14 protein-coding genes are annotated in these 13803 nt (G+C 72.3%); 7 read left to right on the plus strand and 7 right to left on the minus strand.

The genetic code is table 11. The features are described from left to right. Positions 1-71 precede the first annotated feature (71 nt). From pelF to ACFUO4_RS15940, 4 genes are read left to right on the plus strand one after another with little or no spacing between them, the layout of a single operon-like run. Positions 72-1598 (plus strand): GT4 family glycosyltransferase PelF, encoded by a 1527-nt coding sequence (gene pelF, locus ACFUO4_RS15925; RefSeq protein ID WP_128112364.1) that lies wholly within the window; start codon positions 72-74, stop codon positions 1596-1598. Then, complete coding sequence (locus ACFUO4_RS15930) at positions 1595-2959, plus strand: hypothetical protein (RefSeq protein ID WP_383484680.1); 1365 nt, start codon at positions 1595-1597, stop codon at positions 2957-2959. The genes pelF and ACFUO4_RS15930 overlap by 4 nt, the downstream gene beginning before the upstream one ends. Continuing rightward, entirely contained in the window at positions 2956-3582 is a 627-nt protein-coding gene (locus ACFUO4_RS15935; protein ID WP_383484683.1) for a spherulation-specific family 4 protein, read from the plus strand. The genes ACFUO4_RS15930 and ACFUO4_RS15935 overlap by 4 nt, the downstream gene beginning before the upstream one ends. After that, complete coding sequence (locus ACFUO4_RS15940) at positions 3579-4355, plus strand: endo alpha-1,4 polygalactosaminidase (RefSeq protein ID WP_383484686.1); 777 nt, start codon at positions 3579-3581, stop codon at positions 4353-4355. Before ACFUO4_RS15935 ends, ACFUO4_RS15940 begins: the two co-directional genes overlap by 4 nt. Here the strand turns inward: ACFUO4_RS15940 and ACFUO4_RS15945 are convergent. Further along, on the minus strand, positions 4352-5140 hold the full coding sequence (locus tag ACFUO4_RS15945) for an adenosylcobinamide-GDP ribazoletransferase (RefSeq protein ID WP_383484689.1): 789 nt from the start codon (positions 5138-5140) through the stop codon (positions 4352-4354). The two genes, ACFUO4_RS15940 and ACFUO4_RS15945, sit on opposite strands and share 4 nt — an antisense overlap. A 252-nt stretch (positions 5141-5392) precedes the next feature. Here ACFUO4_RS15945 and ACFUO4_RS15950 point away from each other — a divergent pair, with 252 nt between their 5' ends. Continuing rightward, positions 5393-6157: a hypothetical protein gene (locus ACFUO4_RS15950; RefSeq protein ID WP_383484692.1), complete on the plus strand. Its 765-nt coding sequence runs from the start codon at positions 5393-5395 to the stop codon at positions 6155-6157. Here ACFUO4_RS15950 and ACFUO4_RS15955 read toward each other — a convergent pair. The 3 genes from ACFUO4_RS15955 to cobT form a co-directional block, all read right to left on the minus strand. Next, positions 6061-6801, minus strand: coding sequence for a hypothetical protein (locus tag ACFUO4_RS15955; protein ID WP_179143341.1), 741 nt, complete (start codon positions 6799-6801; stop codon positions 6061-6063). The genes ACFUO4_RS15950 and ACFUO4_RS15955 overlap by 97 nt on opposite strands. After that, complete coding sequence (locus ACFUO4_RS15960; RefSeq protein WP_383484696.1) at positions 6798-8480, minus strand: phosphatidylglycerol lysyltransferase domain-containing protein; 1683 nt, start codon at positions 8478-8480, stop codon at positions 6798-6800. The genes ACFUO4_RS15955 and ACFUO4_RS15960 overlap by 4 nt, the downstream gene beginning before the upstream one ends. Before the next feature lie 83 nt (positions 8481-8563). After that, positions 8564-9652 carry a nicotinate-nucleotide--dimethylbenzimidazole phosphoribosyltransferase gene (cobT, locus tag ACFUO4_RS15965; protein ID WP_383484699.1) on the minus strand — a complete coding sequence of 363 codons (1089 nt, stop codon included), beginning with the start codon at positions 9650-9652 and terminating at the stop codon, positions 8564-8566. A gap of 137 nt (positions 9653-9789) precedes the next feature. Between cobT and ACFUO4_RS15970 the strand changes: the two genes are divergently transcribed. Continuing rightward, entirely contained in the window at positions 9790-10308 is a 519-nt protein-coding gene (locus tag ACFUO4_RS15970; RefSeq protein ID WP_383484702.1) for a methyltransferase domain-containing protein, read from the plus strand. Here the strand turns inward: ACFUO4_RS15970 and ACFUO4_RS15975 are convergent. Continuing rightward, positions 10297-11499, minus strand: a complete 1203-nt coding sequence (locus tag ACFUO4_RS15975) for a bifunctional adenosylcobinamide kinase/adenosylcobinamide-phosphate guanylyltransferase (RefSeq protein ID WP_383484705.1) — start codon at positions 11497-11499, stop codon at positions 10297-10299. The two genes, ACFUO4_RS15970 and ACFUO4_RS15975, sit on opposite strands and share 12 nt — an antisense overlap. Before the next feature lie 108 nt (positions 11500-11607). Between ACFUO4_RS15975 and ACFUO4_RS15980 the strand changes: the two genes are divergently transcribed. Then, on the plus strand, positions 11608-11820 hold the full coding sequence (locus ACFUO4_RS15980; RefSeq protein ID WP_079308729.1) for a hypothetical protein: 213 nt from the start codon (positions 11608-11610) through the stop codon (positions 11818-11820). A gap of 46 nt (positions 11821-11866) precedes the next feature. Here the strand turns inward: ACFUO4_RS15980 and ACFUO4_RS15985 are convergent, their stop codons facing one another. Both ACFUO4_RS15985 and ACFUO4_RS15990 read right to left on the minus strand, forming a co-directional pair. Further along, positions 11867-12946 (minus strand): S1C family serine protease, encoded by a 1080-nt coding sequence (locus ACFUO4_RS15985; RefSeq protein ID WP_079308728.1) that lies wholly within the window; start codon positions 12944-12946, stop codon positions 11867-11869. 116 nt (positions 12947-13062) lie between these two features. Then, positions 13063-13764 (minus strand): bifunctional 2-polyprenyl-6-hydroxyphenol methylase/3-demethylubiquinol 3-O-methyltransferase UbiG, encoded by a 702-nt coding sequence (locus tag ACFUO4_RS15990; RefSeq protein ID WP_079308727.1) that lies wholly within the window; start codon positions 13762-13764, stop codon positions 13063-13065. Positions 13765-13803 lie beyond the last annotated feature (39 nt).

The raw sequence follows: 13803 nt of genomic DNA on the forward strand, positions 1-13803 counted from the left end.
CGAACCCGCAGTCGGGGTCCGGTCCGCAGTCCCCCACCACATCCGCATAACAGGGGGGAACACGCGCGGCTATGCGAACGGGCCGTCACGTCACCATGCTCACCGAAGGCACCTACCCTCACGTCCACGGCGGCGTCAGCACCTGGTGCGACCAGCTGGTCAAGGGCATGCCGGAGGTCGACTTCCACATCCTGTCGCTCACCGGCAGCGGCCGCGAACCCGTGACCTGGGAGTTGCCGCCGAACGTCTACCGCCACACCTCCGTCCCCACCTGGGGCCCGCGCCCTGGCCGCAGGTCGGCCCCGACGGGCAGGGCGAGGCGCCGCTTCCTCGACTCCTACGAGCGTTTCCTGCTCGCCTTCCTGGACCCGGCCACCGGGGACCACCACGACTTCGGCGACGCCCTCTACGACCTGGCCCGACTCGCCCGCGACGGACGGCTGCCGGCGGCCCTGCGCACGGAGCCGGCCCTGCGTTCCCTGATGTGGATCTGGACGATGCCGCACCTGCCCACGGCCGCCGCCCGCCCCACGGTCCACGACGCCCTCACCGCCACCGACCTCCTCGAACACGCCCTGCGCCCCCTGGGCGTGCGCATCCCGGAGGACTCGGTGGCGCACGCCGTGAGCAGCGGCCTGGCCACCCTGCCGGCCCTCGCCGCCCACGCCCTCGACGGGGTGCCGTTCCTCCTCACCGAGCACGGCATCTACCTCCGCGAGCGCTACCTCGGCTACCGCTCCGACGCCCAGCGCTGGCCCGTGAAGGCGTTCATGCTCGGCTTCTACCGCGAGCTCAACTCCCTCGGTTACCGGGCCGCCGACCTGATCACCCCCTGCAACCAGTACAACCGCCGCTGGGAGGAGCGCGGCGGCGCCGACGCCGACAAGATCCGCACCGTCTACAACGGCGTCGACCCGGCCGCCTTCCCGCACGCGGGACCCGAACCCGAGGTCCCCACCCTCACCTGGTGCGGCCGCGTGGACCCCATCAAGGACCTGGAGACCCTGATCCGCTCCTACGCCATGGTCCGCGCCGAACTCCCGGAAACCCGCCTGCGGTTGTTCGGACCGGTCCCCCCGGGCGGCGAGGACTACAGGACCCGCCTGGAGAAGCTGGCCGCCGAACTCGGCGTCACCGACGGCCTCACCTTCGAGGGCCGCATCAGCGAGGTCTGGCGCGCCTACGCCGCCGGCCACGTGGTGATGCTCTCCTCCATCTCCGAGGGCTTCCCGTTCTCCATCATCGAGGCCATGTCCTGCGGCCGTACGACGGTGTCGACGGACGTCGGCGGGGTGCGCGAGGCCGTCGGCGACACGGGCCTGGTGGTCCCCCCGAGGGAACCGGAGAAGATGGCGGCAGCGGCCCTGACCCTGCTCAAGGACGACGAACGCCGCCTGAAGCTGGGCGAGTTGTCCCGCCAGCGCGTGATCGACCGCTTCACGCTGCGCCGCTCGGTGGACGCCTTCCGCACGATCTACCAGGAACTGGCAGGCCTGCCCGAGGTGTACGAGCCCACGATCGAGACCGTCACCGACTGGACCCTCGAACTGCGCGACCCCTGGTACGCGGCGGTCGCGACGGACGGAACCGACTGGTGAGCGGCTCGATCTGGCTCCCCCCGGGCGCCCGCCCCGCCACCATCCCCGCCATCCCCGGGCAACGCACCACGCCCAGCTGGGCCGGCCCCGACCCCATCGACGAACTCGCCGCCCGCCTCGACGACTTCGTGGCGGCGGCGGTCCACCCCGACGAGATCGCCGCGCTCCTGGAGTCCGACGGCCTGTCGGACGACCAGATACGCGAGCGGTACGGCGTGAAGAACTCCTTCGCGCTGGCCGAGGAGCTCTACGAACGCGTCGCCCGCCGCCACCCCGAGCCGGCGACCCCACTCCAGGACCCGTGGCGGGTGAGCCTGCTGACCTGCCTGCTCCGGGGCGTGCTCTTCGCCCTCCCCGGCCTCGCCTACGTACTCGGCGCGGCAGCCCCGCTCCCTCTCCTGGCAAGCGCCCTGACCGGCTGGACCTGGAACCAGGGCCTGGCCCATCGGGCGTACACCTGGCTGGGGTTGGGAGACGAGAGAGCAGCGAAGCGCAGCCTGCTGCTGGGGGCGCCGACGGGGGTGGCGCTGGGTGCGCTGGTGGCGTGGCTGGTGTCGGGCCTGGCAGACGGGGCTGTGCTCTTCGCGGCGGGCCAGTCCGTGTACCTGGGGGCATCGACGATCCTGCTGGTACGGGCTCGTGAACGAGCATTGCTGCTGGCCCTGTCGCCCATGGCGGCAGGAGCAATGCTGACCCTGCTGCATCCCATCCCGAGCGCAGCGAGACTCATCCTGCTATTGGGCTCCCTGTTGGCTGTGACGATCCTGGGGCTGCTTGAAGTCATGCCTCGGGGCAACGCTGCCAAGGGGCGCGGGGAACTGCGCGACCAGCCACAACGCACCCGCAGCCGCCGCACAACATCCGGCCCCCCGCTCCTAGGGTCTTTCCCCTACGCCCTGTTCGGCCTGGCCACCGGCACTTTGGTCCTCCACGCAGCCCTCGCCGACACCCTCACCGCCCTAGTCCTCACCCTGAGCATGGGCCCCGCCGAATACCTCCTCCACCGCCTCCGAAGCACCACCCTCACCGCCCTGCGCTCCACCACCACCCCAACTGCCTTCCGCCGCACCACCACCCGCACTCTCCTGCACTGCCTCACCGCCTACCTCCTCACCCTCCTCGCCCTGGCCCTGGCCACCGGCATCAGCCCGGCACCCCTGCTGCTCCTCGGCGCAGTCCTGTGGACGGCCCTGCTGCTCCAGTCCTTCGGCGCGATCGTCACCACGACGGCGATCTGCTGCACGGCGGCCCTGACCCAGACACTCGCCCTGCTGACCGCCCTGACCGTGTACGCGACCGCCGCCACGGCCCAAGCGGCCCTGGCCTGCGCCCTGTTGGGGAAAGCGACCGCCCACCGATGACGAACCTCCTGCTCCCGTACTACGAGCACCCGTCCGTCCGCCCCCGGGAATGGGACGCGGTCATCGCAGCGGCCCCCCACCTCTACGCGGTCGTCCTCAACCCGGCGAGCGGCCCGGGCGACCACCCCGACGAGGCCTTCGCGGAGTTGGCCACCCGGCTGAAAGCCGCCGGCGTACGCACACTCGGCTACGTCGACACCGCCTACGCCCGCCGCCCCCACACCGACGTCGTCCGCGACCTCGCCCACCACCACGACTGGTATGCCACGGACGGCGTCTTCCTGGACCAAGTGGCCACAGGTGAAGCCGAGTTCCCGTACTACCGCCGCCTCGCGACAGCGGTCCCCGGCACCCTCGCCCTCAACCACGGCACCGCCCCGCACCCCTGCTACGCCCGCATCGCCGACGTCCTCGTGACGTTCGAGGGCCCCTGGACGTCGTACCTCCACCTGGGCCCACCGAAGTGGCGCGGCGGCACCGGCGTACGGCTCTGCCATCTCGTCCACGGCGTCCCGCGTGGCGCGGATCTCGCGGTGCACGGGGCGGATCTGTACTGCGGGGTGCCCGGGATGGGTGATCATCCTTGGGGTACGTTGCCCCACGCTCTGGAGCCCGCTCAGTGAAACGCCTTCTGTGGCTGTTCCCCGTCCTCCTCCTCGCCGCCTGCACCACGGCCCAGGACGGAAAGCCGAGCCCCCGTTGGCAGCCGACGCCCGGCCTGGCCTGGCAGTGGCAGCTGAGCGGCAAGACGATCGACACCTCCGTCGACGTCCCGGTCTACGACATCGACGGCTTCGACCAGCCCAAGGCGACCGTGACCGCCCTGCACCGCGAGGACCGCAAGGTGATCTGCTACCTCTCCACCGGCGCCTGGGAGGACTGGCGGCCCGATGCGAAGAAGTTCCCGAAGTCGGTGATCGGCCGCGGCAACGGCTGGGAGGGCGAGCGCTGGCTGGACGTCCGGCAGGTCGATGTCCTCGAGCCGCTGATCGCCGCCCGCATGGACATGTGCCGGGACAAGGGCTTCGACGCGGTGGAGCCGGACAACATGGACGGCTACAAGAACCGCACGGGCTTCGCCCTCAAGGCCTCCGACCAGCTCCGCTACAACCGCCTGGTCGCGAAGCTCGCCCATGACCGGGGCATGGCGGTGGGCCTGAAGAACGACCTCGACCAGATCCCGCAGCTGGTGGACGACTTCGACTTCGCGGTCAACGAACAGTGCGCCCAGTACGACGAGTGCGAGGCCAACACCCCGTTCATCAAGGCGGGGAAGGCCGTGTTCCACGTGGAGTACGAGCTGCCGACGAGCGCGTTCTGCGCACAGTCGCGCCGGCTGAAGCTGAGCTCGATGGCGAAGAAGTACGAGCTGGGGGTGTGGCGCCGGGCCTGTTAGGTACCGAGGCTGAGGACGACCAGCGCCGCCGTCGCCGCGGTCTCCGCCAGCCCCCCGAACACGTCCCCGGTGATCCCGCCGAAGCGGCGCGTGCAGTGCCGCAGCAGCAGCTCGGAGGCGGCAAGGGCGACGACCACGGCGACGACAGGGCCGTAGCTCCCCGTCAGCAGCCCACCCGCGCCCGCCGCCACCAGCACCGCCACGGCGACCCCGACCGCACCCGCCACCGGCACCACCCCCGCCACCGCCGCCCCCAGCCCCTCCGGCCGGGCGGCCGGCACCCCGGTACGGGCCGCCAGGGTCAGCGCGAGCCGCGCGACGACCGCCGCGACGACGGTGGCCACGGCGCCCCGGGCCCATGAGTCGTCGTAGGCCCGGGCCAGCGCGGCCACCTGGCCCAGCAGCACGAAGACCAGGGTGATCACCCCGAACGGCCCGATGTCCGACTGCTTCATGATCCGCAGCGCGTCCTCCGCGGGCTTGCCGCTGCCGAGTCCGTCGGCGGTGTCGGCGATGCCGTCGAGATGCAGGCCCCGGGTCAGTACGGCCGGTACCGCGGCCGAGCCGACCGCGGCGAGCAGCGCCCCCGAGCCCAGCCACAGCAGCGCGAGCCCGACGCCCGCCGCGAGCCCGCCGATCACCACACCCACCAGCGGGGCGCACAGCATGCCGCCGCGCGCCGCCTCCCGGTCCCAGCGGCTCACCCGGACGGGGAGCACACTCAGGGTGCCGAAAGCGAAACGAAGGCCATCGAGACGGCCGTGGAGCTGCGGGGACGTGGACACGCCCGGAAGACTAGCCCGACCACCACCCCCGCCCGGCAGCCCCACCCCCGGGTCCTCGTGGCCCGGCCATCGCGCCGGTCCGGCAGCTCGCCCGCGGGTCTTCGTGGCCGGTCGCCGCAAACGTCCTGCAGACCGCCCCGGGTCCTCGTGGCCCGGCCATCGCGCCCGCCCGGCAGCCCGCCCCCCGGGTCCTCGTAGCCCGGTCGCCGCACCCGCCAGGCACCCCCTCCCTCCCTGTCCGAGACTGGGCCCATGGGCCACTGGCTGCACCGCAACATCGTCGAACCCGGCAAGCTGCCCCTGCTCCTGGCCCTGACCGCGTTCGTCGTCACCTTCCTCGTCACCCGGGTCATCACCCGGCTCATCCGCGCGGGCAAGGGGCCGTTCGGCAACATCAGCTCCGGCGGGGTGCACATCCACCATGTGGTGCCCGGCGTGATCCTGACCGTTCTCGGAGGCTTCGGGGCGGTCGCGAGCGGCCGGCACGGCTTCGGGTCGGCGGCGTTCGCGGTGGTCTTCGGGGTCGGCGCCGGTCTGGTGCTGGACGAGTTCGCGCTGATCCTGCACCTGGACGACGTGTACTGGACGGAGGAGGGGCGCAAGAGCGTCGAGGTGGTCGTCCTCACGGCGGCGCTGGTGGGGCTGATGCTGTCCGGGTTCTCGCCGTTCGGGGTCAACGACATGAGCCAGGACGAGCTCAAGGACCGCGGCAGCGTCATCTCGACCGTCTTGGTCAACTTCCTCTTCGCCCTCGGTGTGCTCCTCAAGGGCAAGACCCGGATGGCGATCTTCAGCGTCGTCGTCCCGTTCGTCGGCATCATCGGGCTCGTCCGCCTCGCCCGGCCCGGCTCACCCTGGGCCCGCCGCCTCTACCGCCGCCGCCCGCGCGCCCGCGCCAAGGCCATCCTGCGTGCCTACCATCACGACCGCCGCTGGGCGGGCCCCCGCCGCCGCCTCGAGGACCTGATCGGCGGCAAACCCGACCCGGACCCCGCACTCGACGCCGGCCGCCGGTGACGGTGCCGCAGGGCCGACACCCCGCACAGCGCCAGCACCGCCACGATCGCCGCCAGATGCTCCTTGCCGGCGAGGTTGTCCTTCAGCACCACCTCGACCACCATCGCGACGATCACCACGCCCGCGGTGACGTACGCCCGGTACCGCCACCCCAGGAACACGGCCAGCCCCACCACCGCCGCCGACGGGCCGGTGTCGACGACCAGGGCGTCCGAGGCGGGCAGGCCGAACGGGCTGTCGGGGCCCAGCCAGATGCCGACGCGCGCATACAGCGTGCCGGCCAGCGTGGCGACGTACGCGATGACGAGCGTGCGCCACCAGCCCAGACAGATCTCCGCGATGCCGAAGACCAGCAGGATCTGGGCGAGCGCGCCCCAGACGGGGAGGTCGAGGGCGGGGACGAACAGCGACAGGGGAGTGCGGAGCAGGGCCAGCCAGAGCGGGTCCTCGGCCCGTACCGCCCCTACGTCCTCGACGAAACGGAAGCCCCACGACTGGTTGTGCACGAGGTGCAGCACCGCCGTCAGACACACCGCCCCGACCGTCATCGGCGCCGCCCGCCACCGCCGCCGCACCAGCGGCCCGCGCACGGCGGCGTACAGCGGCCCCCATTCGGTACGGGCCCAGCGGGCGAGTGTCGTCATCTGTGCTTCTCCAGGTGTGTCCGGTGCAGCCCCGGCAGCTCCAGGAACCCCTCCGCGCGCGCCGAGGCGAGCCCGATGCGCGGCAGGTCCGCGCTCTTCTCGAAGAGCAGGAACCGCGGCTCCCAGATGGGCCGGTACTTGGCGTTGGCGCGGTACAGGGACTCGATCTGCCACCAGCGCGAGAAGAAGCTGAGCAGCGACCTCCACAGCCGCAGCACCGGTCCCGCACCGAGCCGTCCACCACGTTCGAAGACCGACCGGAACATCGCGAAGTTGAGTGAGACCTGAGTGATCCCGATCTCGCGGGCCCGCCGCAGCAGTTCGATCACCATGAACTCGACCAGTCCGTTGTCGGAGTCCCGGTCCCGTCGCATGAGATCGAGCGACAGCCCGTGCGGCCCCCACGGCACGAACGACAGCAGCGCCCGCAACCCGCCCTCGGCGTCCGTGCATTCGAGCATCACGCAGCGCCCGTCCCGGGCGTCCCCGAGCCGCCCCAGCGCCATGCTGAAGCCGCGCTCGGTGGCCCCGTCGCGCCAGTCGTCGGCCCGCTCGACCAGCGCGGCCATCTCCGCGGCCGGAATCTCCTCGTGCCGCCGGATCCGCACCGTGTACCCGGCCCGTCGCACCCGGTTGTGGGCCTGCCGCACGGTCCGCATGGCCCGCCCCTCGAGGGTGAAGTCGGCGACCTCCACCAGCGCCTCGTCCCCGAGCTCCAGCGCGTCGAGCCCGTGCCGCGCGTACACGGTCCCCGCCTCCTCGCTCGCCCCCATCACCGCCGGGATCCACCCGTGCGCCCGGGCCTCGGCCAGCCACGGCTCAATGGCACCCGGCCAGGCCTCCGGATCGCCGAGCGGATCTCCGGAGGCCAGGGAGACACCTCCCACGACGCGATAGGCGACGGCGGCCTTGCCGCTCGGCGACCAGACGACACTCTTCTCCCGGCGCAGCGCGAAGTAGCCCAGCGAGTCCCGCTCGCCGTGCCGGTCGAGCAGCTCCCGCAGCCTCTTCTCGTCGTCGTCGGTGAGCGGGTCGACGGCACGGCGGGAGCGGAAGGCGGCGTAGAGGACGGCGAGGAGGAGAACCGTGCTGAGCCCGTTGACGGTGACGTCGACCCAGTTGGGGGTGGCGATGCCGGGGGAGCGGAAGTCGGTGATGGAGACCAGGCGCAGGGTGCCGTAGCGCCAGCAGGCGGCGAAGGTGGAGCGCCGCTCGTTGGTCACCGTCACCAGCAGCGCCGCCAGCAGTGAGGTGGCGAGCAGCCCGCCCGCGCCGACGGCGGCGGCCAGCTTCGGGTTGGTCCGGTCACCCTTGGCGTAGAACTCCCGCCGCCCGAGCACCAGCGTGCCCACGAAGGCGGCGGTCAGGCCCAGCGACACCCAGTTCTGCGGGTGCCGCCGGATCTCCGGGAACACCATGGCGAACGCCAGCAGCGCGAGGAACGCCCCGCTCAGCCCGAGGTTGAGCAGCCATGCGGCCCGCTTGCGGCGCCGCATGGTGATCGCCAGGAACGCCGTGAAGACCCCGGAGGCGAAGCCGGCGGTCAGCAGATACGGCGTGAACAGATCCTGCTGGTTGTGCCGCCGTACGTCCTGCCCCAGGGACACCCACACCGCACTGAGGAAGTTGACGAACGCGACGAGCCGGAGGTACCAGACGGCAAATCGGGCGTATCCCATGAATTGGGATCATAAAAGTATCCCCCGTCGCAACGGCGCTCAGCCACGGCGGCGGATCCCGGCGGTGCCGAACCGGCCCGGGCCTACTCCTCCTTCTCCGGCTCGTCCTCCGGCTCCTCCTCGACCGCCGGCTTCTCGGGCAGCTCGGCCGCCAACGCCGCCGCGGCCTGCACCAGCGGCAGCGCCAGCAACCCCCCGGCGCCCTCTCCCACCCGCACCCCGTGGTCGAGGAGCGGTTCAAGGGCCATCCGGTCCAGCGCCTTCGCCTGCCCCGGCTCCCCGGAGTCGTGCGCCGCCAGCCACCAGTCCGGCGCCCGGAAGGCGATCCGCTGCCCGACCAGCGCACAGGCGGCGACGACCACGCCGTCCAGGATCACCGGCAGCTTCCGCACCGCGGCCTGCAACAGGAACCCGGTGATCGCGGCGAGGTCGGCGCCGCCGACGGTCGCGAGGAGCTGCAGCTGATCGCCCAGCACCGGCCGCGCCCGCCGCAACGCGTCCCGGATCGCCGCGCACTTGCGCATCCACGTCAGGTCGTCGATCGCGAGCCCGCCCCGCCCCGTCACCACCGACGCGTCGGTCCCGCACAGCGCGGCGATGAGCACGCCCGCCGCCGTGGTCCCGCCGACGCTCACATCGCCGAGCACCACCAGATCCGTACCGGAGTCGGCCTCCTCGTCGGCCACCGCCATCCCGGCCCGGAACGCCGCCTCGGCCTCCTCCGGGGTCAGTGCGTCCTCGATGTCGATACGTCCGCTGCCGCGCCGCACCCGATGCCGTACGACGTCCTCCGGCAGCGTCTCCGGGTCGGTGTCCAGCGCCAAGTCGACGACCCGCACCGGGACCCCGAGCCGCCGGGCGAGCACCGACACCGGCCGCCCGCCCTCCAGCACCTCGCGCACCAACTCCCCGGCGCTGCCCGCCGGTCGGGCCGAGACGCCGAGCTCGGCGATGCCGTGGTCGCCGGCGAAGAGCACCACCCGCGGTCGTTCGACCGGCCGTACCGGCACGGCGGACTGCGCGGCGGCCAGCCACTCACCCAGGTCATCGAGGCGGCCCAGCGATCCGGGCGGCACGATCTGGCGCTCGCGACGCGCCTCGGCGTCGCGGCGCACCCCGCCGTCGGGGCGCTCGATCAGATCGGAGAAGTCGTCGAGATTAAGCGAGCTCATTCGCCGAACAGTACCGGCACCGGTCGAACAGGACGGCGGCACAGGGGCACCACGCACACCTCACGTCGTTGCTCCCAAGATCGAGATCCCATACGTTCCGTTTTGCAGCGGAATGTCGTATGCCTCAGGGAGCCCTCATGAAACGCCTGCGCGCCCGACTCGCCGACCTCGACCGCAGACGCCGCCACCGCTCCACGGCCCGCGCGATGCTGCGCCTGAACCCCGAACCGGAGAGCTGGCTGGACGTCGGCACCGGCGAGGCCCATTTCCCGGCCGAGGCCAAGGCGTTCTTCCCGTACACCTCCTTCGACGGCCTCGACACGACCACGGCCGTGCTGGTGGCCCGCGAGGCGGAGCGCCTGGAGGAGGCCTACCTCGGCACCCCGGCGGCCCCGCACCTCAGCAAGGCCCTGACCGCCCGCTACGACGTGATCAGCGTCCTGAAGCCGGTCGCGGAGCTCGGCGCGGTCCTGGCGTTCCTCCGCCCGGGCGGCCATGTGCTGGTGGAGACCGAGGGAGCCACCGACGCGCTCCGCGGGGAACTCGAGGCCGCGCACTGCACGATCCTCCCCAGTACCCGGCACCCCGCCCTCGACCGCCTGGCGAGGACGACGCGCGTGATCGCCCGCAGGCAGTCGCGGCCCTCAGCCCCGTAGCACCAGCGCCTGCCCCGCCACCACCAGCAGCACCTGCTCGCACTCCGCGGCGAACGCCGCGTTCAGCCGCCCGAGTTCGTCCCGGTAACGGCGTCCGGACGCGGTGGCGGGCACGATCCCCGACCCCACCTCGTTCGACACGGCGACGACGGTCCGCCGGGTCGCCCGCACCGCGTCCGTCAACTCCCGCACCCGCTTGCGCAGCGCCCGTTCCCCGCCCCCGGCCCACTCCGCGTCGTCCCACGCCCCGACGGCGTCCATCGCGTCCGTCAGCCACAGCGACAGACAGTCGATCAGCAGCGGCGGCCCCTCGCCGGCGAGCAGCGGCACCAGGTCGCAGGTCTCGGTCGTACGCCAGGAGTTCGGCCGCCGCTCCCGGTGCGCGGAGACCCGCGCCGCCCACTCGCCGTCCCCGTTCCGGGTCCCGCCGGTGGCCACGTACAGCACCTCGGGGAAGGCCTCAAGGCGCCGTTCGGCCTCCACCGACTTCCCGGACCGCGCCCCGCCCAGCACCAGCGTCCGCCGGGGCACATCCGGTACGTCCTCGTAGGCGCCGACGGTCAGCGTCGTCCCGTCGGGCACGGCCCGCGCGCCCGCCGCCGCGAGCCGGCGCCGCAACTCGCCGCCCGGCGGCACGTCGTGGTCCAGATGCACGGCGACGACATCGGTGGTCGGCCCCACGGCCCCCACCGCCCGCAGCCTGGCCAGCGCGTCCGGCCGCCCCACGACATCGGCGAGGACCATGTCGTAGACGTCCTTGCCGTTCTCCTCCAGCCCCGCCGGAGCGCCCCCGGGCGGCAGATACAGCAACCGGTGCCCGTCCGGGCCGGTCACCGCGTACCCGGTGCCGGGCGCGTCCATCGCCACCGCCCGCACCCGGTGCCCCGTCAGCAACGCCAACTCCCGCCCGTCCGGCACCCGGCCCGGCTGCGGCAGCCCCGCCGGCACCTCCACGGCGGGCCCGTCGTGCGGATGCGACAACAGCACCTGCCGTACGCCGCCGAGCGAATGCCCGGCCCGGGCGGCCGCGAAGGCGACACCGGGCGTGAGATCGAGCATGAGCGCCCCGTCGACGAGCAGCGCGGTGGCGGCACGGGCGTCGCCACCGAGCGCGACGGCACACGAGGAACAGGGGCAGGAGGGCCGGGGCAGCCCCGAGGGCCCGCCGGTACCGAGCAAAGTCACGTCCACAGGACAGATTTTCGCCGGTAACTTCTGATCATGCGCGCGCTGCATGCCCCCACGCAGCCGCGGACAACCGAATAGGCTCTGAAACGCAGTCACACCTGGGAGGCGTACATGGCGGCATGGACGTGGCGATTCGAGAAGGCCGACGGGACGGAGGTCCAGCCCGCGGTGCAGCCCGAGGAGTTCACCACGCAGGGGGATGCCGAGTCCTGGGTCGGTGAGTACTGGAAGGACCTCGCCGAGGGCGGCGCGGATCAGGTGCACCTCTTCGAGGACGACACCAAGATCTACGGTCCGATGAGCCTGCACGCCGAGGAGGCGTAGGACCTGGAAAAAGAAGGGGGGCGGCCTGCTCGGGCCGCCCCCCTTCTCACTGCTCGCCCAGCGTCACTTCCACCGTCTTCTCGTCCCCGTCCCGCGTGTACGTCACCGACGTCTTGTCACCCGGCGCATCCGACGCCAGCGCCTCGGAGAGGGACGTGATCGTGGTGATGTCGGTGTCACCCAGCTTGGTGATGATGTCGCCGGGCTCCAGGCCGGCCTTGTCCGCGGCCCCGCGGCTCTTCACCTCGACGACGGCCACGCCCGCGGCCTGGAAGCTGTCGTCGACGACCGTGCGCCCGGTGATGCCGAGCGCGGCCCGGCCCGAGTCGGTGACCTTGCCGTTCGCGACGATCTGGCCGGCGACCGTCTTCACCATGGACGCGGGGATGGCGAACCCGATCCCGGGCGCCGCGCTGTTGCCGAAGTTGGGGTCGGTCGCGGCGAGCGTCGGGATGCCGATGACCTGCGCGTCGAGGTTGACGAGCGCGCCGCCGCTGTTGCCGGGGTTGATGGCCGCGGAGGTCTGCACCATGTTGCCGATCGTCGCGCCCGTACCGCCGTCCGAGCGGCCCTCGGTGACGGTCCGCCCGGTCGCCGAGACGATGCCCTGCGTCACGCTGGACGACAGTCCGAGCGGCGAGCCCATGGCCAGCACGATCTGGCCGACCTGGACCTTCGAGGAGTCCGCGAACGTCGCCGCCTTCAGCCCGCCCGGCACCTTGTCCAGCTTGATGACGGCGAGGTCCTGCTCCGGGTAGGAGTAGACGAGCTTCGCCGACAGGGTGTTCTCGTTGTTGGCGGTGGTCACCTGGAAGGTCTTGTCGTTGCCGACGACGTGCGCGTTGGTGACGATGTGTCCCTTGTCGTCGTAGACCACCCCGGAGCCCAGGTCACCCGAGGCCTGGATCTGCACGACCGACGGCAGGACCTCCCTGATGACCCGCTGGTAGTCGTCCTGGAGATCGCTGTCGACGGCGGGGGCGGCGGCCTGGGTGGTGGGGTCCTGTCGCTCGCCGGAAGAACCGGAGGAACCGGAGCCGGAGCATCCGGCGAGCAGCGCGACGGAACAGGCGAGCGCGGCGAAGGGCGTGACAAGGCGTAGGGCACGGCGGCGGTAAGCGTCCATGCCCCGAGTCTCACTTCAGGGTGAATGTCCGGCTTGCGCTGTACACCCGAACGGGCGCCTGAGCCGCTGTACATCCGAACGGGCGCCTCGGCCGCCGTACATCCGAACGGGCTTCGTCAGCCCCGTACCCCGCACAGGTGCAGCAGCGCCGCGACCGCCCGGTACGGATCGGTCCGCCCGGCCCGCTCCTCGGCCGCCAGCAGCGACTCCAGGTCGGCCGGGATCTCCGCCCCGTCCACCGCGGTGTCCGTGAACACCCGTACGCCGTACCAGGCCTGGAGCGGCGCCCCGATCCCGGCGAGCGTCGCGGTCAGCGCGGCGAGCCGGTCGGCGCGTACGTCGAGGCCGAGACGGTTGGTGTACGAGACGGTGTCGAAGGAGGCGAGAGCCGTCGCCCAGTCACCGGACAGCCCCGGCCGCATGGCCAGCGCGTCCGCGTTGCGCACCAGCAGCGACACCAGCCCGCCCGGCGCGAGCATCCGCCCGAGGCCCGCCAGCAGGGCGTCCGGCTCCTCGACGTACATCAGCACGCCGTGGCACAGCACCACGTCGAAGCTGCCGGGCAGGAAGTGCACCCCGGTGTCCCGGCCGTCGCCCTGGACCAGCCGCACCCGCTCCCGGATGCCCTCCGGCTCACCCGCCAGGGACTCCCGGGCCGCGGCGAGCATCGTCGCGTCCTTCTCGACGCCGGTCACCTGGTGACCGGCCCGGGCCAGCCGCAGCGCCTGTGTGCCCTGGCCCATGCCCACGTCGAGCACGCGCAGCCGCTGCCCGACCGGGAAACGTCCCGCTATCTGCTCGTCGAGCTGCCGGGCCACCAGCTCCTGTCGTACGACGTCCCGCAGTCCGCCCAGCTT

This window comes from Streptomyces sp. NPDC057280 (assembly GCF_042668605.1).
In the GTDB taxonomy this organism is placed as follows: domain Bacteria; phylum Actinomycetota; class Actinomycetes; order Streptomycetales; family Streptomycetaceae; genus Streptomyces.

Excerpts from the sequence above, each read along its gene's own strand:
- pelF (WP_128112364.1), top strand. The coding sequence starts at position 72 with ATGCGAACGGGCCGTCACGTCACCATGCTCACCGAAGGCACCTACCCT.
- ACFUO4_RS15935 (WP_383484683.1), top strand. The coding sequence starts at position 2,956 with ATGACGAACCTCCTGCTCCCGTACTACGAGCACCCGTCCGTCCGCCCC.
- ACFUO4_RS15950 (WP_383484692.1), top strand. The coding sequence starts at position 5,393 with ATGGGCCACTGGCTGCACCGCAACATCGTCGAACCCGGCAAGCTGCCC.
- ACFUO4_RS15955 (WP_179143341.1), bottom strand. The coding sequence starts at position 6,801 with ATGACGACACTCGCCCGCTGGGCCCGTACCGAATGGGGGCCGCTGTAC.
- ACFUO4_RS15960 (WP_383484696.1), bottom strand. The coding sequence starts at position 8,480 with ATGGGATACGCCCGATTTGCCGTCTGGTACCTCCGGCTCGTCGCGTTC.
- cobT (WP_383484699.1), bottom strand. The coding sequence starts at position 9,652 with ATGAGCTCGCTTAATCTCGACGACTTCTCCGATCTGATCGAGCGCCCC.
- ACFUO4_RS15970 (WP_383484702.1), top strand. The coding sequence starts at position 9,790 with ATGAAACGCCTGCGCGCCCGACTCGCCGACCTCGACCGCAGACGCCGC.
- ACFUO4_RS15980 (WP_079308729.1), top strand. The coding sequence starts at position 11,608 with ATGGCGGCATGGACGTGGCGATTCGAGAAGGCCGACGGGACGGAGGTC.
- ACFUO4_RS15985 (WP_079308728.1), bottom strand. The coding sequence starts at position 12,946 with ATGGACGCTTACCGCCGCCGTGCCCTACGCCTTGTCACGCCCTTCGCC.